The organism is Exiguobacterium sp. s57, assembly GCF_018617685.1.
GTDB lineage: Bacteria > Bacillota > Bacilli > Exiguobacteriales > Exiguobacteriaceae > Exiguobacterium > Exiguobacterium marinum.
The window spans coordinates 1,075,885-1,094,706 of record NZ_JACSKR010000001.1; the positions used below are offsets into that span (position 1 = coordinate 1,075,885).

Sequence of the window (18,822 nt, forward strand, 5' to 3'; positions counted from 1 at the left end):
ACGGTAAGGTACTTTTTCGACCGTACTGAACAATAGAGGGAAGTGAGATGTCTTTGCTATCCGGAGACGAAGGGCCCTCGTCTTCCACATCATTTTTCATCAACTAGGAGGAACTACTCATGAATCAACCGTACACGCAACCTGTTGAAGAACAGGCACCTAAAAATGGGGGATTGGCGTTACTCGCCCTCGCAATCAGCGCCTTCGGCATCGGGACGACCGAGTTCGTCCCGGTCGGTCTGCTCGCCTCAATCGCAAGTGACTTAAACATCGGCATCACACTCGCAGGTCTCATTATCTCGGGATACGCTATCGGCGTCGCCCTCGGTGCACCGATTTTAACAGCACTCACGAACCGAATGAACCGCAAAACGTTACTCATGGCACTCATGGTCGTCTTCATCGGCGGAAACTTGGTCTCAGCCATTTCGACCAGCTTTGAACTCTTGATCGTCGCCCGATTTATCACCGCATTCTCGCATGGTGTCTTCTTTTCAATCGGGGCAACGATTGCTGTACAGCTCGTACCACCACATAAAAAAGCGAGTGCCATCGCACTCATGTTCACCGGTTTAACCGTCGCGACCGTTACAGGTGTCCCACTCGGTACCTTCATCGGTCAAGCGTTCGGATGGCGTGCCACCTTCTTCGCCGTCGCAGCACTCGGTGTCGTTTCGATCATCGCTAGCTTCTTCTTGATTCCAAAAGATTTGAAACAGTCACCACAAGCGAAGTTCTCAGATATGAAGAAATTGCTCACGAACGGTCGTCTCATGCTCGGATTCTTGATCACAGCACTCGGTTACGGCGGAACGTTCGTCGCCTTCACGTATTTGACACCCATCATGCAAGACGTGACAAAAATTAGCCCGAGCTTGATCAGTGTCGTCTTACTCGTTTACGGAATCGCGGTCGCCATCGGGAACGCGGTCGGCGGAAAGCTCGCAAACGATAATCCGGCGAAAGCGTTGTTCTATATGTTCATCGTTCACGCAGCCGTCATGATCATCATGTCGTTCATGATTCCGTTCAAAGTGGCAGGTCTCATCGCGATCGTCTTGATGGGTCTCCTCGCTTTCATGAACGTGCCTGGACTTCAATTGTATATCGTACAATTGGCTGAAAAATATGTTCCTGCCGCTGTCGATGTCGCGTCAGCGCTCAACATCGCTGCCTTCAACATCGGGATCGCCCTCGGCGCAACAATCGGTGGACTCGTCGCAGATTCAATCGGACTTGTGCATACCCCTTGGGTCGGTGGCATCATGGTCATCATCGCCGTCATCTTGACAGCCATCTCTCGTCGTTTGGAAGCAAACTAAGGAGGACCTTATGTTCAACAACCATAAAAGCTACAACCGGATGTATCGGGAGGGCGAGCTCACGCTCGGCCTCCACATCCCTTTAGAAAATTTCAAAATGCGTACCCCGACACTCGAACGTCAAGTCGAACTCGCTCAAAAGGCAGACGACTACGGCTTCACGGCGCTCTGGTTACGGGATGTTCTACTCAAAGACCCGAACTTCTTAGACCCTGCCGTCGGTCAGATTTATGACATGTTGATCTACGGGACACATTTACTCGGTCAAACGAAAAACATCGCGCTCGGTACGTCCGCGCTCGTCTTACCGCTCCGCCATCCTCTTCGTTCGGCGAAGGAAGTCGCGACGATCGAAGCGTTGTTCCCAGAACGGTTGATTCTCGGAATCTCGTCAGGCGACCGTCGTACCGACTTTAAAGGACTCGGGGTCGATCACCAGTCACGCGGCGACCAATTCAAAGAATCGCTTCGTGTCATGGAGCAGGCGCTTTATAACAATTACCCAACAATCGACTCACCTTATGGGGAAGTCAAACAGGCTACACTCGTGCCGCGTCCGAAGAAACGAATCCCGACGATGATCACTGGATTCGCACAACAAGACATGGACTGGCTCGGAGCGAACGGAGACGGGTGGATGTATTACCCACAGGCACCTTTCGCACAAAAACAAGTGCTTGACGCTTGGCGTGAAAGTGGTGAGACACACGGTCGTGCCTTTCGTCCTTTCTCGATGCCGATGCATCTTGATTTGTCGCATGACCCAGACGAGCCACCGACACCGATTCGTCTCGGTTTCCGACTCGGCCGCAATCATTTGATCAAGTTGCTCGAGGCGTATCGTGCCATCGGCGTGAATCACCTCTTCTTCGCCCTCTTCGACGGAGAACGCCCGGCTGAAGAAGTGATGGATGAATTAGGAGAATATGTGTTGCCCCATTTTCCACCACTTGATTGATGTTTGCCCTTCCTTTTCAAAATGAAGGGTGTTTTCGGGAAGCAGACGGGTAAATAACAATGAATCTATGAAAAAGGAGTTCTCCTATGCCCCCTCATCATGAAAAGGTAGAAAAAATCGAACTGTTTTTTGATTTAGTTTTTGTTTTTACGTTCATACAACTCACCTTAAAACTTGAACGTCATCTCACTATTCATACGTTTTTAGAGGTTCTCGTTCTCATGGCTCTCATTTGGTATATCTTTGAAGGGTATATTTGGTTGACGAATACGACCAAACTGACCAGAAGAAATCATCAAATCTTCATAACGCTCGGAATGATTGGCTTCATGTTGATTTCCGTCGCGATCCCAAATGCATACAATCAAGATGGATTTATTTTTGGACTTGGTTTTTTAGTGATTGTCGCAGTACATTCAACATTGTTCTTGCTTCACAGTAATGACGATACGAAAAAGGCTATGCTCGCCATCGTTCCATATAATATCTCGTTTAGCATCATCATCCTTGTCGCTTCGCTGTTCGAGGGCAATGTGCGCCTGATTGTATGGGGAATTGTCGCGATTGTGGCGGTATTGGGACCCCTCGTACAAAAAAACAGAGGTCAATTCGAAGTGTCATCCTGGCACTTCCTTGAGCGTCATTATCTCATCTTGGTCATTGCCCTTGGTGAAACAATTGCTTCGACCGGTCGAGCCGCGATTGATGAGGATTTAACGTCCGATGTCGTCTTGACGATGATTATAGCACTCACCCTAACCGTTCTACTCTGGTACTCCTATGTGAAAGACGATGAAAAACGTGAAAATCGATTCTATAACATGCACACGGATAAACGAGATCAGACAGCTAAGGCCGGATTCTATTGGTCACACCTCTCGATGTTTCTCGGCATCATTTTACTCGCCGTCGTGAAGATTGCAATCATACACGATCCGATGCAGACACTCGATTTGGCACATCGGATCACGCTGTATGTCGCCATCGTCCTGTTTGGATATGGTGTCATTTACTTCAATCGGCTATTTTTCAATCTATCTTGGAAGCGACTCGCGTTTCTTGCAGTCCTGCTCGTCATCCCACTCATCGCACCATATTTACCGGCAGTCATACTCTTGCTCGTCATTACGTTTATTTACTACATTTCAATCATCGCCCCACTCCCTTTCTTAAAAACAAAGCGGGAAGAAACGTAAAACAAGCCAGAACCGCGAGTCGGTTCTGGCTTGTTCATTATCGGACTTCATTCTCGAGTTGTTTCAACTTTGTCGAGTAATACTCGATGATGTCACGGCGTCGGATGATGCCGATGAAATATTTTCCGTCATCGACGACAGGCACGAAGTTTTGGTCCGTGATCGCATCGACGAGTTCTTCAATTTGCGCCGTAATCGAGACCGGCTTATAACGAACGCGTTGTTTGATATCTTTTAGACGTGTCCGGAGCACTTTTTCATAGTCTTCTTCCCCGCGAAGTTGTTCTGCAAGTGCCCAAAGTAAATCCCCCTCTGTCATCGTCCCGGCATAAAAACCGTTCTCCGAAACGAGTGGGACAGACGTGAATCGATGATGTTTCATCTTTTCAAGCGCTTGTCGTACCGTTGATTCGGGGTCCAAATATTTGACGTCTTCTTTCGGATATAAAAAGAAAGCGATGTTCATTTAAATCTCTCCTCAATCTGTTAATCCACCCCGTTATTGTACCATGAATGGTAGGACAGGTTGAACTAATCGAACAATCCCGTCGTATTTTTATCCCCCTTTCTCCATAACGACACAAAAAATCATCGTGATTCTTGTCACAGCAATGTTCAGATGATTTGAGAAAATTGGAAAGGAACTCCAATTGATTTATACCCTTTTTAGTTGCTTCTTATCCATCGAAACATACAAAAGGCCCCCATTAGGAGGCCAAAAATTATTGAACAAACTGTAGTAGCGTATCGTTAAATTTCTCTCGTTCGTCGAGCACGGTACCATGTCCGCTCTCTTCGAAACGTTCGATTCGTGCGTTCGGAATGCCTTGTTCCATCTGTTCAGCGAACGCGAACGGACAGATTTTGTCATGTACCCCATGGATAATCAACGTTTCGACATCAATCTTCGGCAGGGCATCGCGTAGATCTTCGTCACGTAACGCCTGTGCCGAGGCGATCGTACCATGGCTCGACGCGACGAGCGCAAGGTGGTGGAACCAGTTTTGCATCGGTTTCGAATGTTCTTTCTCGAAGAAGATTTCCCCGAATCCTTCAAGCATCTTCGGTCGGTCCGCTCGAGTATCCTCAATCAAGGCATCGACTTCATCGGTCGTCATTCCATATGGATAGTCTGAACGTTGTGTGAAAATTGGCGCCGCGGCTCCAGCTAATACTAACTTTTTGAGACCGTCCTCTTTATAATCTGCCGCATATCGGACCGCAATCGCCCCGCCCATCGAGAACCCGACGAGCGTGAAATCTTTCAGGCCAAGTCCGTAAACAACCATGTGCACATCCGACGCCATCGTTTCATAATCATATCCCGTTGCCGGGGCATCGGACTTCCCGTATCCTCTGAAGTCAATCCCGATATAGCGATATCCTGCCTCCACGAGTGCATTTTTCTGATACTCGAACATGTTGTTGTTCGCTGGCCAACCGTGTAAGAAAACAATCGGTTCCCCAGAACCGACGTCTTCGACATATAAATTCGTGCCATCGTGTGCTGTAATGTATCCCATCATCAACCCTCCACTATTTCAATGTTAAGCGTAAACACTCACAACCTTCTTGTTCCCGTTTCCGACTCCAAAAAACCCTACTATGCGTCACGCCAAAGTGACTCTCCTTTTAAACAGCCTTCGATAGCTGTCGCACCTTCCCGCAACACGGCTTCCCGCCAGATCGGATCATCCGGATAAAACATTGCCATGAACTCATTTTGAATCCCGTTACGTGCTTCAGGGTCTTTCGTCCCTTCAAAGTACAGCCGGTTTTCTAAGATAATCGTGAGAAATTCACGAATGGAGGCTTTCGTTGAAGTCCCGAACGTACCGAATTCAAACAATGCCGAGACGAGCTGTTTGTCCGGATATTCCGTGTCGCGTACATAGTAAAAATGATTGGTCGAGTCTCCGAGTACCTTATCCGGATCATACACGTTGACGTTGTCGATACCGTACGCCTGTTTCAGTTCTTTTTCAGTTCGTCCGTCTCGCCTACTGATGACCATCGTGACCTCATTCGTTGGTCCGAGTGCCGTATGCCAGTCCATATGCACCACTTTCCCGTAGCGTTCAAGCAAATCATGTTGAATTCCTTTCAAGAAGGTGGCTGACGACTCGTCTTTATCTCCTCCATAATAGACACCTTTCGGGAATTGGTACTGCCCCATTCCTTTCGCCCCACTCATCGCTTTGAATCCGTCGAGTTTGATTCCAGAACCGAGGAATGAATAAATCTGTTCCCTTGCTTCATGGTAGTCGTCAATCACCCCATCCGGAACGAATAAATGGCGCATCAGTTCATATTCACGATTGACGTTGTACGGAATCGATTCACGGTCGATGACGTAATTTCGATTCAAGTCAACATTGTGCTCATTGACCCGCCGAAAGTGTTTCATTCCCCACGGATTGACGGCATGGATGAGACAAATGCCGGTCGTCTCATGTCGTACATGTGAGAGTTGCGTCCGAACGAATTGGTGAGTCACCGCAGCACCCGCATATCCTTCAATCCCATGTTCTCCAATCGTCATGAGGAGCATTGTTTTACGATCCCGTTTCGGCTCCCCTAAAATGACGTCGATACTTTCGTCCCCAATCGAATGCGTCAACAGCTCTGCCTTCGGATAAAATCGTTTCACCTCTGACAGTAAATTCATAAATTTCTCTCGTGATTCTTCATAGGATGATGAAAAATATTGGCTCATCACACTCTCCTCCAATCTATACTCTCTACACCCATTCCCATCCTACGGCAATCTAAAAACGCTTCCTTCAGAAGGAAGCGCTACTGTCAAGGTGTGCGGATCCGTTTCGAATGTTGGCGGCGGAATGCCATCAGATAGAAAATAGGAGCAATCAGGACGGCACCGAACAACCAATACAGACCGGCATACGCATACAATCCTTCAAATGAACGGAACACCCAAGCGAGAACGGTAAAAGCGACAATCAACTCAATGGTCCATAGCAATCCCCGACGAACCGCCAACATCATCGTGTTCGTTTTTTGAAAAAAAGCTGCAACGAAGGTAATCAAAAATGCTGGAAAACTCGAGAGCCACATCATTCGATTCAAAGAATTCTCGGCAAAGTACGAATTTCCGAGAGAGATGGTGATGAGGAAATGCACCAAAATGACTAACAAGACGACAATCCAACCGACGAATACATCACGTTCCATTTTTCTCATCACAACCAACTCCTTTTCGGTAGGTTTAGATACTTAATATTTACCCGCTTTCTAAAATCTTTTGTCCGATTCCATCAAAAAAACGCATCCCGATAATGGAATGCGCATCACTAATTAATTCACCAACTCTCGCGCCCACGCTTTCGCGCGTTCGAGTTCGCCTTCTTTCAACATCTCCGTCTCCCCATCAACCAAGAACGATTCTTTTTGAACGTTCGTTGCGCCTTTTTCAATCATTTCCCCTTCGACGCGGTTTACCGCATGACCGAACCAGTCGATGATTTTACCGAGAATCGGATTTTGTTTTTCTTTGACGACACTCGTATCAAACGCAGCCGTCTGCTTCCCTCGTAGGGCATTGTCTGAGATTCCGTCTAAAAACACTTTAATGTCCTCGGTTTCATACCCTCCATGCGTCGGTGAACCGATCACAACGAGATCAATGTGCGCGAGATCACCCAATCCGATATTCAATATGTGTTCCATACGTGCTTCATGCCCCTTTGACAGTTCTTCCTGCATCGCATGGGCAATCTTCTCTGTATGACCATATAGTGAGTCAAAAATAATCAAAATGTTCATGGTGAATCCCCCTTTACCGAACTTCTCTTTATCACCCTTCCCATTTCCACGTTCGTTCATTCTTCTTTTTTGTACAGCGAACTTCGCTTGAAGAGCGTCGCACTTATCATGATGATGCCCATCCCAAGTAGGCCGTAACCGAAGAATTTGATAAAATCACGTGAATGGTACGGTGCTTCGAATCGATACTCCGCCCGTTTCCATTCCGAACCGTCTTCGACCGCGATGACGTCCTCCACGGACTCCCCGTCGACTTCACGATACGCTGTCCCGATCGGATATCCGTTCGAGGCATTCCCGTAGTATCGTCCCGTCTCGTCGTTGACCGTTGTTTCCACTTCACCAATCACGTCACCGAGCGCATCCACTTCGATTGTTGTGTCGAGCACTTCATATGCGTTTCGGTCGAACACGACAAACGTATAGGCCCAAGAGAGAGCGGATACGGGCAGCGCAATCGAGAGTGAAACGAGAATCAAGAAAGTCAGTCGCCTCATTTGAGATTCCAAACGAATGTGGCCGAATCACTGACATCAATGTCATCTGGCTCAAGTTCAGGCATTCGTGATTCCGAATAGACGACGTCCTGACTATAGAGGACGTTTGTAGGCGAGAACAGATGAATCTCTCCCCATGTGTAGTCAATTTGAAGCAAGTCTCCGAGTTCGGCGCCTGCTCCTTTCGCAAGAAGCTCTGCTCGTTTCCTCGCATTCTCCGCGGCACTCACCAATAGCTGATCCTCGATCGCATTCGGGTCTTTCATCGTGAAGCGAATGGAGAGTGTCGGATTTGCGTGAGATTGACTGATTTGTTCGATGACGTCCGATAGTTTAGACGTGTCGAGCGCAAATTCGAGCTTCGTCTTCTGTTTACAGACATATCCGACAAACCGCGACCGATAATTCTCATCCCGATCACGATAGCTCTCGTATTCCGTATCGATCGAAAAGTCACTCGTTTTGAGGTCCGTATTGTCAAAACCAGCACGCGTGATGGCTTTTTGAAGATGGGACACCGCACTTGCTGCCTCGGTCATCGTATCTTCGTATCGTGGCGCTTTCGAGACGAGATCCATGTGAATCACAATCAAATCCGGTCGAGATGAGACGTTCCCCGTCCCTTTTACGGTAATCTTTCGTTCCATATTGATCCGCTCCTCTGTCGTTTGTTATACAGAAATTCGGTACACACTTCAATTCGGTACACACTTCAGATTTCCCTTTTTACAAAATAGTCATTTTTTCCAACTCGATGTAGCAATCCCTCCGACATATCCTAGCATCGCTCCGCTCGCGATCCCGTACGTCAACTGAACACCGAAGAAGAACGAGAGGATCACACCGAGCGTCGTCCCCGCAATCAATCCAAAACAAATGATACAGTCTTTCCATTCTCGTGAATCCATCTTGCTCCTCCTTACCTATGCGCTCAATCTGACGACTTCATCTCTCCAATTGCTTTGAGACCTTTTAGAGTCCTCATTTTCCGTGTATGATGCTGGACGGCATAGGCCAACATCGCCACGACGACTACATTCAATAAGATGATCCATTGTGCAAACGGATTCGAAAGATTCGCTACAACAGCAACAAAGTTGGCGGCTAGCACAGCGCCATACAGTTGGATGATTCGTTTTTCTCGCTGAATCATCGAATCAAAATCCGAATACAATTGGAACGGTCCGTCACTCGTTCGTTTTCGTAAAAAGATCCACCGATACGACGTATCGACCACTTCGACTCCAACTTCATCTAAGAATGCCATATACGCCTTCGACTCGGGGTGAGAAGGTAAGTTGGACAACAATTCGATTCGGTAGGTGAACGTCCCAGGTTCAACTTGTTTGAACACATATCGCATCAAACGAAAGGATTCGAGCGCCCATCCGGTTTGAGCCATCTCATTGAGCCACTTCTCTTCCTTCTCATAATCAACAAATATGCGATAGACCGTTTTCGTCTTCATGTATCCAACTCCTTCGTCCATTCATGTCCGTGTTGCACTAGTTCTTCTAGCCGTCTTAATTCTGACCGAAGTGCCTCTCGACCAGTTTCCGTGATCTCATACTCTTTCTTCCTCCCTGTTCCTTCGAGTGCCTCAATCCAGCCTCTTTCGACTAAACTACTAAGAGCCCCATATAATGTACCGGGTGCGAGCTGAACTCGCCCATGACTCAGTTCCTGGACAAATTGCATTATGCCGTACCCGTGCCTCGGGACTTGCAGGGAGAGTAATATATAATAGACTGCCTCGGTTAATGCGCCTGTACTTGACTGTTGCGTCACGTATCCTGCTCCTTTGTATCGTTATTCGTTATATCGCCATCCGATATATCAAAAATATCCTATTTCTGGTTATAAGGCAAGAGTCATGACAAAATATATTCATTCTCTATATCTAGTCCAATCATTTGTACAACCCGGGGAATCGTGTCTCATCTGATGGAACATGAAAAACAAGGACCCAGTATGTACTGACCCCCTGTGCTGCACTTCATTGTTTCCCACAAACATTGAATGACCTACTTCATTATTTTCTTGTTTCAATCGACCCGTTCTGGCATAACGTTGTTCTAATTTTTTTTGAGACTTGAGGTCACTCCGATTGTTCGTCATAAATTGGAATTCACTCATATATAAACCTCCTGACCTTTGATTATCTTATGCTTTATGATTTCATCGTACGAATGGAGATGAAAAGACCAACCCCATATCCGATGATTGAACCGATGACAATGCCATACATAAACGGAAAATCGACTAACAAAGAGATGATTATCCCGCCAGCCGTTCCAAACACAAGGCCAAGCCCGACTGCTGATTCACGCCATTCGTTCATGTTCACCCCTCCTCTTCCTTCCATTCATTTCATACGAATCGATCGCATTAAACGTTTCATTTTTCCCACCCTATTCCTTCCTACTTTTTCTTTTTTGCACACAAGAAAGGGGTTCAGCACAACTGAATCCCCTCAAAAATTATTCGACTGTCGAGACCTTCTCGGTGAGCGCTGCCTCTTCTTCATGATATTTCTCGACAAAGGCATCAAGTAGCGCCCGTACCTCATCCGTCGATTTCGTTTCCATCAAGTTATGGCGAAGTTCGCTCGCCCCACGGAATCCTTTGACATAAATCTTGAAGAAACGGTGCAAGTTCGAAATCGAACGTGGCACGTCTTCTTGGAATTTATCTTGAAGGTCCAGTTGCAGACGCAACAGATCGAGATGTTCTTCCATCGAGTGCTCGCGTGGCTCTTTCTCGAATGCGAACGGGTTCTTGAAGATCCCGCGACCGATCATGACGCCATCGACCCCGTATTTTTCAACGAGCTCGAGTCCCATTTGACGGTCGAGGATGTCCCCGTTGATCGTGATGAGCGTATCCGGTGCGATCTCGTCTCGTAGCTTCACGATGTCCGGGATTATTTCCCAGTGCGCGTCGACTTTACTCATCTCGGAGCGTGTCCGTAAGTGAATGGACAAGTTGGCGATGTCTTGTTTCAAGATATGCGTCAACCAGTCACGCCACTCATCGAGCTTCGAGTAGCCGAGTCGCGTCTTGACGCTGACCGGGAGTCCACCGGCTTTCGCTGCTTGAATGAGTTCGGCTGCCACTTCCGGACGGAGAATGAGGCCGCTCCCTTTTCCGCGTTTCGCGACGTTCGGTACCGGGCAACCCATGTTGATATCTAGTCCTTTATAGCCCATCTCAGCCATCCCGATACTCATTTGACGGAAGTATTCCGGATTGTCTCCCCAAATGTGGGCGACCATCGGCTGCTCGTCCTCGGTGAACGTCAAACGGCCACGGAGGCTGCCTTTCCCTTCAGGATGGCAATAGCTGTCCGAGTTCGCGAATTCCGTAAAGAAGACGTCCGGGCGTCCGGCATGGGCGACGACGTGGCGGAAGACGACATCGGTCACATCTTCCATCGGGGCAAGTATAAAGAATGGACGCGGAAGGTCGCGCCAAAAGTTTTCTTTCATCGTAAAATCAGTTCCTTTCATCCATACAGTCCAACAAAATCACTTATCTATTCTATTATGTCCGTCGGATTGTATCAACTGACATTACTCATAATCCGTTTCTTTCGAACGAATGAGTTGAAAAAAGTGCGGGAACCCTTCGGTCAATAAATAATGAAGCACACGATTCGTATATTCCGGTTCAATCGTTCCCGTCCGAAGTAGGGTCTGGAGGACCATCCCATCGATCCCGGCCATCGTCCACGTGGCGACCGCCCGGGTCATCGGTCCTTGATCGATACCGTAAGCCCGTACAAAAATGGCCTCAATCCGTGTGATCCAATCTTCATACTTCACTTTGAACTTCTGTTGAATGTCTTCATTTCCAATCATCGCTTCATGAGCGAGATAAAATTGAAGTCGGCTCTCCGCATCTTTTTGAAGGCGTTCCTGCATACCTTCATAGATTTCCTGGATGATCACCGCCGCTTCTTTTTGATCGTCATGGGAGACAGTCTCGATGCGTTTGACTTCTCCAAGTCCCTTGTCCATCACGTCATAAAGAATCGCCTCTTTGGACGTGTAGTAATGATAAATCGCACCCGTACTGAATCCGGCCCGCTCCGCAATCCCTCGGAGCGTCGTGCCTTTGATGCCCTGTTCGACGATGATTTCACGCGCGGCTTGTAAGATTTTCAACCTTCCTTCGTTCATCATCATCTCGCACCCTCCTCTGTTTTCATCGCTCATTATACCATAATGATGTGGCGAACTTTCGACACTTCCATGTGAGCTCACGCCCTCTATTGAAAGCGTTAACAACGATTTGTTACACTTTTCACATAAACATAACGAACGTTCGGTATGTTTAGCCATTGCATTTATTTCTGATCATCTCATTTTCGAAAGGAGTGTCAGATTATGTTTTTCTTCGAATCGATACCTTCGTATAACGTCGTCATGTGGTTCGTCGTTCTTGGACTGTTGATGGGGTTGAACGAGTTCGTCCGTTCCGGTAAACGGACAAGTCAACTTATGTTCATGGCGTTACCGATCGCACTGACTCCAATCTGGTTGTTTGTCGTCGATTCCGAAATCACGTCGTGGTTCCATTGGGTGAAGGTGTATTCGGCACTCGCCGGCGCGCTCATCTACATGGTCATCCGCTTCACGAACTACCATAAGAAGCACCCTTGGTATTTAGTACTCGTTCCAGCCATTCTCGCTATCAATATCATCGAGGCGGTCATCCGGGAATTTCAAGTCGGATTCATGGGATTTGAAGGGGTCGTCGATGGCATGTACTATATCTCCGGTGGTTGGAACTACGTGAACGCCGTCGCCGGTATTTTGAACGTCCTCCTGATCTGTGGATGGTTCGGCATCTTTGCGACGTCCGGTAAGAAAGTGGACATGATTTGGCCGGACCAGACGAAGTTGTGGATCATCGCATACGGGATTTGGAACATCTCCTATGTTTACTCTTGCGCACCCGGCAACGCGTTCTATTCCGGATTCGCGTTGAATATCGCCGCAACGATTCCGGCCCTTCTTTGGGCGAAAGGGACGTGGATGCAAAACAGAGCCCAGACACTCACAATTTGGATGATGTGGGTCATGACGTTCCCTTACTTCTTTGCGGTCGGTAGTACGTTTAACGTCAGCGTCTCCTATAACCCGGCAGCGAACTGGACGCTCGCAATCATCAGTCTCGCCCTAAACGTCGTCCTCGCCGTCATGCAGGTGTCACGCATCGTCAAACGACGTCTCAATCCGTTGAAAGATGAGATGTGGACCGATACCGAAGAATATAAACAAGTCGATGCATTGCGCGAAACAGAATCACCTAATCCAAAGACAGCATGACAACACCCCATAGCAAGTGGAATTTAGTTTCCACTGCTATGGGGTGTTTTTTGTAGGACTCCATTGTAGTCATAGAGAATATAAACACGAAAGGATGATGACAATGATTTTGTGGATTAACGGCGCATTCGGTTCGGGCAAGACGACCTGTGCCAAGATACTTGAGAAACAGTTGCCGAACGCGTTTCTCTATGACCCGGAACAGGTCGGCTTTTTCATTCGGGACCAATTGCCGAAAAGTCTTCAACAGTCCGATTTTCAGCACCATCCGGAATGGCGTGAGTTCAACTATCGGATGCTGTCGAAGATTGCCACGTCCTTCGATGGGGTCATCCTCGTTCCCATGACACTGGTGGACGCAACGTATGTAGATGAAATCATCGGTCGACTTCAGCGAGACGGTGTCGACGTACGTCACCTCATCCTTGAAGCGAATCGACAGACGCTCGTGAAGCGACTGAATAAACGCTTCGAATGGTTCAATTCTTGGGGAAAAGCGCAGATCGACCGCTGCCAATCCGCATTCGAATCTAACATCCGTGCAGAAAAAATTATAACGGATCATCGATCAAAACAGGATGTTGCGCGAGCGGTCGCCGATCGCGTCGGTCTCACACTTTCCTCAAAATGATTCAGATTCATACATCGCTTCGACCGGCTCGTCTTCCCATCGGATGACGAGCTCACTTGAATGGAATAGACTCAGCTCCACCGTCTCACATGTCGTATCGGTCAACCACATACACCGGAACAACAGTTGGCGATAACCATATAACTCATCGACAATCTCGAAACGTCCATTTTTAACGAACTGACTGAGTTGCTCGATTGGACACATCAAATAGGTCGTTTCACCAAAGCGTGTAAGTGACGAAGAATCCCGATTCACGTTCGAAATCGTCACGGTAGCGCGGCCTGTCCACACAGGTTCTTTCTTGAACAAATCACGGATTCCATCCGCAAATACGAGACGTATCATCGAACCGGTCACTGCCGCTTCTGTGATGACCGCATCATGTAAGGAGAGGGGGACGTTACGAGTTCGAATCGTATATTGTTTCATTCAATCCCTCCTTTTCCGAAACACATAATTCTCCTCTTGTTTCGTATACTTAGGACCTTTCATCGACTTCTTCACTTCTGCGATATCCATGTCTTTCCCTTTCCGCAATCGGAAATAATCGTCGAGCCCCGTCTGAATGAGTTCATTTGTACTTCCCATGACCCCAATCAGCTCGAACGTCTGATCGAATCGCGCTAATGTCGCGTCTCCATGACTATCGTTACAGAGCAAGATGCCACCCGGCTTCAAATAATGTTTCGTCGCCTGACCGACAAACCCCGCATATTGCGAGATGATCAAATCGACCGGTTCGATGTCGAGCGGGAACGTATAGTCCTGACCATAGAATTCAATCGTACACGGCTCATCATATTCCTTTCGTTGATCCATCAGCTCCTGTACCGTTTCGAGTTTCTTGAAGAACCGGATCGTCCCTTTGAAACTGTCGACATAGATAACGTGAGGGATGACGAGGGAAGGGGCGACGTCGACGTGACTCCCCGGATAGAGCGCCCGCTTCACGTCAAAAGTATCAGCAATCGTTTCATACACTTGTTTTCGGTCTCCGATTTTTTGTGCATACGTCTCATACGTTTCTGTCACTTGTTCAAGATTCATTGTTATCCCCCTAGTATAAGTATCCGAGTAAATCGAGTGTTCCTTCGGTCCATCGTTTGTTTCCCACCTGACGAATCATCAATTCTTCAAACGACGCCTCACCAATCCCGCGTGTCGTCTGATTCTCGTCATTGATTTTAAGCCACGTGCATGCGTTAGATACCGTGTGAAATCCAATGCGTTTGTAGAGGTCTGGTCGATCAGCAAATAGAAGAAGAAAATCGATCGGGTACGCTTCCCCGAGGGCAATGACTTCTTCCATCAGCGCTCGTCCGACCCCACGTCCCCGCACTTCTTCCCGGACACATAAATCGATGATGCCGAGCACGCGAATCGGTTCCCCGTTCATATTCATCACACGAAAGTCTAAACCGACTTGTCCGATGACGTGCTGTTGCTCATCACATGCAATCAATCGAAGATGCGGCAACTGCTTGAAGTAGCTTCGTTCATGATAAAGTGGCTCAAAAGACTTCATGAGCAACTCGGTCAACTGTTTGTCGAGTGCCTCCCCGATCTCGAACTCCATCATCTGTTGAATATTCATGTCATTCCCCCGACTATATGTTTTTCGATCATACATTCATCATATCAGACATACTCTTTGTTTCTTTAGTAACTACCAAAAAAGCACTTATGCTCGTCGTGTCATAAGTACTTTCCCACTACGTCATCATTTTTTAGATTGCTTCACCAATAACTCACCCATCAGTTCAGAGACGACCCACTCCTCAACAATCAATCCATCCTGAAAACGGGAGACGACCATGTCCACCCATTTGACCTGTTTCCCGCTCGCAGGGATGCCCATCATGTTTTCTTGATGTGTCCCGACAAGCGTACGCTGCCACGTGAGGATATCTTCTGTCTGAACGAGTACCTCGACCTGCTTCACCTTGACGTCAGGAATCGCCGTCTTCATCTGTTTTGAAAAACGTCGAATGAATGCATGGCCTTTATACGTCCGTTCCCCTGCGTGCGCGACATATTCTGTAGCGAACACTTCGGGGACGACTTCCACCTTTCCGAGCTCCATCACTTGATGAGCCGCAAAACGAATCTGTTCTTCTCGATTCATACGTCCACTCCCTTTAGGTCAAATGACGAGGATGCCTTTACTATCCCATTCACCACAACATCCACGCGATGTGGTCCTGCATAATACGCGCGAACGGTCACTTCTTTAACACGGTGATTTTTTGAAAAAAGCCGTTCTTCTTTTGGATTTAATTGAATCGATGTGAACCGAAATACTTTTGGAATTGTTTGTCCTTTACTTCGTACGTGATGAATCACGTAGTCAATCGTCAAACGATGCATGAAGTCATCCGGATTGAACAATTCCAAGTTCATCTTGATTGATTCTCCTACTTGAATCTGTTCAGGTGAAATTTGAAACGATAGTACTTCAATCACGTTTCCTCCTGTCGCACCGATTAACGTGAAGGCCCGTTGATGTCCCTTCTTGAGCAAACTGCGCAAAGCCCGTTTCGCGATTTCCTTCGTTTCAATCGTCGGACTTTCCGATAGCCACTTTTCGATTTCATCCATCACGACATCTGGCCAATCTTTCGACAGATCGTTTAAGTTATTCCCGACCGACTTCCGTACATAATCACTTGGATCAGACCGCAAGTGCTCAAGAATGGACAGCACCGGTTTTGGGTTTTCAATGAATATGGTCAACTTAGTTCCCCACGGCAAACGAGTACGTGTGCACTCTGATGCCGCACGTCTGAGATGAGCATTCGGACTTTTTGCCCATTCCCGAAGTTTTTCCATCGTCAACGCATAATGATTTTCGATGAAGGGGCGAATCGCAAACTCCGCTGTATGACGTTTTATGATTTCTTCTAGCGCATCTAAGGACAACCCTGGATATTCAAGACCAAACTCTTCAACAAATCGCGCAATCGGCATCAAATACCACCCTGCGTTGAACATCCCTTCGTCTTCACCTATCTCTGGTTTAAGCGATTGGACGATGATTTGAATGGCTGATGGATAATCATCCGGTAATCGTTTTCGCAAACCATCTGCAAGCACAAACACGCGATCTTTTAGTTCTAAGGGACCGACCAAACGTTGTACTTCTGCTGCATAGTCATCTGCATCGATTGGATAAATCGGATCAACCATTTCGGCTATGGCATACGCACATCGAGCATCGTAGAATCGCTTGAACCCCGTTTCTGCGTCACCCATGACGACCTCTCCTTCACTATCGTGACACTTCATCTCGAATCACAGCACAAAATCTTCTATATAATCTATTCCCCAAAGACTGATTGATTTCGCATGTATTCTTTACACGATTTCATATTGCCAAGGAAATTTTTCTCTGTCATCCTCTTACGACACTGGGATGTTTCGTTGTGACACAAGTTCGTCCAAAGGCGCATGGGATGATTCGTTGTATCTCAATCGGCTTTTCGCTCAAACTCCTGAAGGTGAGCTTTGGCGAACTCAAAAAACGTCCGTGGTTCGTCCCCTGTCAACTCTTTGAACGTATGTGTAATCGCCTTTGCCGTGCCAAGGCGCGTCATCAAATAAAGAGCCATCGTTACGTTTACGTACTCTGGGCTAAGTCCCCGTTCGTTGATATAGCGTGAGCGGTAGTGAAGCATACTCGGCTTGGCATAGGTGATTTTTTTCCCAGTCAATAAGGTCAGGTGGTTGGCGATGTCCACGTAATCGAGTGCTTCAGGACCCGTCAACGTATAAGCCACATGTTGATGAGCGTCAGGATTTAGGAGAACATGAGCGATCGCTTTACCGATATCTTCAGCATCGATAAAACTCACCTTACTGTTACCGGCAGGAATGAATATCTCACGATCCTTCCTAATCTCTTCGGCATGGACACCGGTTAAGTTTTGCATAAAGAAACCTGGGCGAATGTGCGCGTAAGGAATCGATGCCTCCTCAATCATTTTTTCGATTTTATGGTGAGGCGGGAATGGATTTCGTTCAACCCCCATCAACGATAAAAATGAGACGAGACGCACGGATTGTGCCTTCATCGCTTCAACGAACGGTCGAAACACTTCGGCATCCCCAATCTGAGGCGGTCGCATCAAAAACACGCGGTCGACGCCATGTAATGCCTCTTCAAACGTGCTCGGATCCTCGAAATCCAGTCTGACCGCTTTCATCCCCGGATAGCTCTTTTCTAGTTCTTGTATGCGATGCCCTGCCACCACAACGTCCGAATCTCGACCGTTCAAATAGTTGACGACATATTTCCCTACATTACCCGTCGCTCCAGTTACGAGAATTGAACCCATCAATCCTTCACTCCTTGTCATCCATATTTTTAGGCTTAGTATCCGATGAACGTGTCCTTGATGATATTTTTCTTTCGTATGCCTTTATCTTTCAGACGTGTTGCGATTGTTTTTGTCATCGCTGATGAGCCGACCACAAAATATTTGCCATCATTGTGATATGTCTGAACGTATTTCTCTTTGCATCGAATCACATGTCGTCAAAGTGTTTCATCAGTTTGACTAAATACGCTTTCATGTTAGACACTTCCTCTTCAGTGAACGCTTCAAATATCGTTTCATTCACTTCGTCTGAAACACGTCTCAGCTCGTCTACAAGTTTCAAGGTCTCTTCGTTCAGCTTGAGGTACGCAGATCGCTTGTCATGTGGATTCTGCACTTTTTCAACGAAGCCGTCCCTTTCGAGCCTATTGATGATTGCAGAGATGGTCGGTCGGTCGGACTCTAATCGCTGCGCGACTTCTGCTGACGTGATGTTCCCATTGTGAGCCGTGATTTGATTCAGTACCGAGAACTGCGTAGCTGTCAGATTATACTCTTGCAATCGTTTGTCTAACGCTCCTTTTAAAAATCGTGAGGACTTAATCAACAAATAAGACAAATTTTCCAAATAATCACCTTCTTTATTTCGTTCTCGACATTCTTTGGACCCGTTCCCAAAAAAGCGACACTTCTCATATCATATAGTTAGTTTACTTATTATAAGTATACTAACTATATGGGTACATATCAAATCAAAATTTATCTTCAGAAAAAGAGGGCCTG

General features: G+C 47.2%; 25 protein-coding genes. 5 read left to right on the plus strand and 20 right to left on the minus strand.

The window, feature by feature from the left end; translation table 11 throughout:
- The first annotated feature begins 119 nt into the window (after positions 1-119).
- The 3 genes from KNO98_RS05490 (at position 120) to KNO98_RS05500 (ending at position 3,476) form a co-directional block, all read left to right on the plus strand.
- A complete protein-coding gene (locus tag KNO98_RS05490) occupies positions 120-1,322 on the plus strand; it encodes an MFS transporter (protein ID WP_214699624.1) in 1,203 nt (400 codons plus the stop codon).
- Between the two features lie 10 nt (positions 1,323-1,332).
- Complete coding sequence (locus KNO98_RS05495) at positions 1,333-2,280, plus strand: LLM class oxidoreductase (RefSeq protein ID WP_214699626.1); 948 nt, start codon at positions 1,333-1,335, stop codon at positions 2,278-2,280.
- Between the two features lie 86 nt (positions 2,281-2,366).
- Positions 2,367-3,476 (plus strand): low temperature requirement protein A, encoded by a 1,110-nt coding sequence (locus tag KNO98_RS05500; RefSeq protein ID WP_214699628.1) that lies wholly within the window; start codon positions 2,367-2,369, stop codon positions 3,474-3,476.
- Positions 3,477-3,513: 37 nt separating this feature from the next.
- On the opposite strand, the gene KNO98_RS05505 is transcribed toward KNO98_RS05500, so the two are convergent.
- From KNO98_RS05505 to KNO98_RS05565, 13 genes are all read right to left on the minus strand, one after another.
- Positions 3,514-3,942 carry a CBS domain-containing protein gene (locus KNO98_RS05505; protein ID WP_012727014.1) on the minus strand — a complete coding sequence of 143 codons (429 nt, stop codon included), beginning with the start codon at positions 3,940-3,942 and terminating at the stop codon, positions 3,514-3,516.
- A gap of 256 nt (positions 3,943-4,198) precedes the next feature.
- A complete protein-coding gene (locus KNO98_RS05510) occupies positions 4,199-5,002 on the minus strand; it encodes an alpha/beta fold hydrolase (RefSeq protein ID WP_214699630.1) in 804 nt (267 codons plus the stop codon).
- A 77-nt stretch (positions 5,003-5,079) separates the two neighbouring features.
- Positions 5,080-6,192 (minus strand): M14 family metallopeptidase, encoded by a 1,113-nt coding sequence (locus KNO98_RS05515; RefSeq protein ID WP_214699632.1) that lies wholly within the window; start codon positions 6,190-6,192, stop codon positions 5,080-5,082.
- 86 nt (positions 6,193-6,278) lie between these two features.
- Entirely contained in the window at positions 6,279-6,677 is a 399-nt protein-coding gene (locus KNO98_RS05520) for a hypothetical protein (protein ID WP_214699634.1), read from the minus strand.
- A 114-nt stretch (positions 6,678-6,791) separates the two neighbouring features.
- The gene (locus tag KNO98_RS05525) at positions 6,792-7,259 is read right to left on the minus strand and encodes a flavodoxin family protein (protein WP_214699636.1); all 468 of its coding nucleotides are present in this window, start codon (positions 7,257-7,259) and stop codon (positions 6,792-6,794) included.
- Between the two features lie 56 nt (positions 7,260-7,315).
- On the minus strand, positions 7,316-7,756 hold the full coding sequence (locus KNO98_RS05530; protein ID WP_214699638.1) for a hypothetical protein: 441 nt from the start codon (positions 7,754-7,756) through the stop codon (positions 7,316-7,318).
- A complete protein-coding gene (locus tag KNO98_RS05535) occupies positions 7,753-8,403 on the minus strand; it encodes an SIMPL domain-containing protein (RefSeq protein WP_214699640.1) in 651 nt (216 codons plus the stop codon). Before KNO98_RS05535 ends, KNO98_RS05530 begins: the two co-directional genes overlap by 4 nt.
- A gap of 90 nt (positions 8,404-8,493) precedes the next feature.
- Positions 8,494-8,664, minus strand: a complete 171-nt coding sequence (locus tag KNO98_RS05540; protein ID WP_214699642.1) for a hypothetical protein — start codon at positions 8,662-8,664, stop codon at positions 8,494-8,496.
- A 23-nt stretch (positions 8,665-8,687) separates the two neighbouring features.
- The gene (locus tag KNO98_RS05545) at positions 8,688-9,224 is read right to left on the minus strand and encodes a DUF2812 domain-containing protein (protein ID WP_214699644.1); all 537 of its coding nucleotides are present in this window, start codon (positions 9,222-9,224) and stop codon (positions 8,688-8,690) included.
- Entirely contained in the window at positions 9,221-9,544 is a 324-nt protein-coding gene (locus KNO98_RS05550) for a PadR family transcriptional regulator (RefSeq protein ID WP_026825347.1), read from the minus strand. Before KNO98_RS05550 ends, KNO98_RS05545 begins: the two co-directional genes overlap by 4 nt.
- 382 nt (positions 9,545-9,926) lie before the next feature.
- Entirely contained in the window at positions 9,927-10,097 is a 171-nt protein-coding gene (locus tag KNO98_RS05555) for a hypothetical protein (protein WP_214699646.1), read from the minus strand.
- 139 nt (positions 10,098-10,236) lie between these two features.
- Positions 10,237-11,244, minus strand: coding sequence for a tRNA dihydrouridine synthase (locus KNO98_RS05560; protein WP_371742757.1), 1,008 nt, complete (start codon positions 11,242-11,244; stop codon positions 10,237-10,239).
- 84 nt (positions 11,245-11,328) lie between these two features.
- Positions 11,329-11,943 (minus strand): TetR/AcrR family transcriptional regulator, encoded by a 615-nt coding sequence (locus KNO98_RS05565; RefSeq protein WP_214699650.1) that lies wholly within the window; start codon positions 11,941-11,943, stop codon positions 11,329-11,331.
- A gap of 201 nt (positions 11,944-12,144) precedes the next feature.
- On the opposite strand from KNO98_RS05565, the gene KNO98_RS05570 reads away from it, so the two are divergent.
- Positions 12,145-13,089 (plus strand): DUF5692 family protein, encoded by a 945-nt coding sequence (locus KNO98_RS05570; RefSeq protein WP_214699652.1) that lies wholly within the window; start codon positions 12,145-12,147, stop codon positions 13,087-13,089.
- 103 nt (positions 13,090-13,192) lie between these two features.
- On the plus strand, positions 13,193-13,720 hold the full coding sequence (locus tag KNO98_RS05575) for an AAA family ATPase (protein WP_214699654.1): 528 nt from the start codon (positions 13,193-13,195) through the stop codon (positions 13,718-13,720).
- Here the strand turns inward: KNO98_RS05575 and KNO98_RS05580 are convergent.
- The 7 genes from KNO98_RS05580 to KNO98_RS05610 all read right to left on the minus strand — a co-directional run bounded on the left by KNO98_RS05580 (position 13,712) and on the right by KNO98_RS05610 (position 18,667).
- Entirely contained in the window at positions 13,712-14,152 is a 441-nt protein-coding gene (locus tag KNO98_RS05580) for a hypothetical protein (protein WP_214699656.1), read from the minus strand. The two genes, KNO98_RS05575 and KNO98_RS05580, sit on opposite strands and share 9 nt — an antisense overlap.
- Complete coding sequence (locus tag KNO98_RS05585; RefSeq protein WP_214699658.1) at positions 14,153-14,770, minus strand: hypothetical protein; 618 nt, start codon at positions 14,768-14,770, stop codon at positions 14,153-14,155.
- A 10-nt stretch (positions 14,771-14,780) separates the two neighbouring features.
- The gene (locus KNO98_RS05590) at positions 14,781-15,317 is read right to left on the minus strand and encodes a GNAT family N-acetyltransferase (RefSeq protein ID WP_214699660.1); all 537 of its coding nucleotides are present in this window, start codon (positions 15,315-15,317) and stop codon (positions 14,781-14,783) included.
- Between the two features lie 126 nt (positions 15,318-15,443).
- Positions 15,444-15,848: an ester cyclase gene (locus KNO98_RS05595; protein WP_214699662.1), complete on the minus strand. Its 405-nt coding sequence runs from the start codon at positions 15,846-15,848 to the stop codon at positions 15,444-15,446.
- Positions 15,845-16,975 carry a DNA alkylation repair protein gene (locus KNO98_RS05600; RefSeq protein ID WP_214699664.1) on the minus strand — a complete coding sequence of 377 codons (1,131 nt, stop codon included), beginning with the start codon at positions 16,973-16,975 and terminating at the stop codon, positions 15,845-15,847. Before KNO98_RS05600 ends, KNO98_RS05595 begins: the two co-directional genes overlap by 4 nt.
- A gap of 215 nt (positions 16,976-17,190) precedes the next feature.
- Positions 17,191-18,057, minus strand: a complete 867-nt coding sequence (locus KNO98_RS05605; RefSeq protein WP_251129499.1) for an SDR family oxidoreductase — start codon at positions 18,055-18,057, stop codon at positions 17,191-17,193.
- Positions 18,058-18,247: 190 nt separating this feature from the next.
- Positions 18,248-18,667 carry a MarR family winged helix-turn-helix transcriptional regulator gene (locus KNO98_RS05610; RefSeq protein WP_214699667.1) on the minus strand — a complete coding sequence of 140 codons (420 nt, stop codon included), beginning with the start codon at positions 18,665-18,667 and terminating at the stop codon, positions 18,248-18,250.
- Positions 18,668-18,822: the final 155 nt, after the last annotated feature.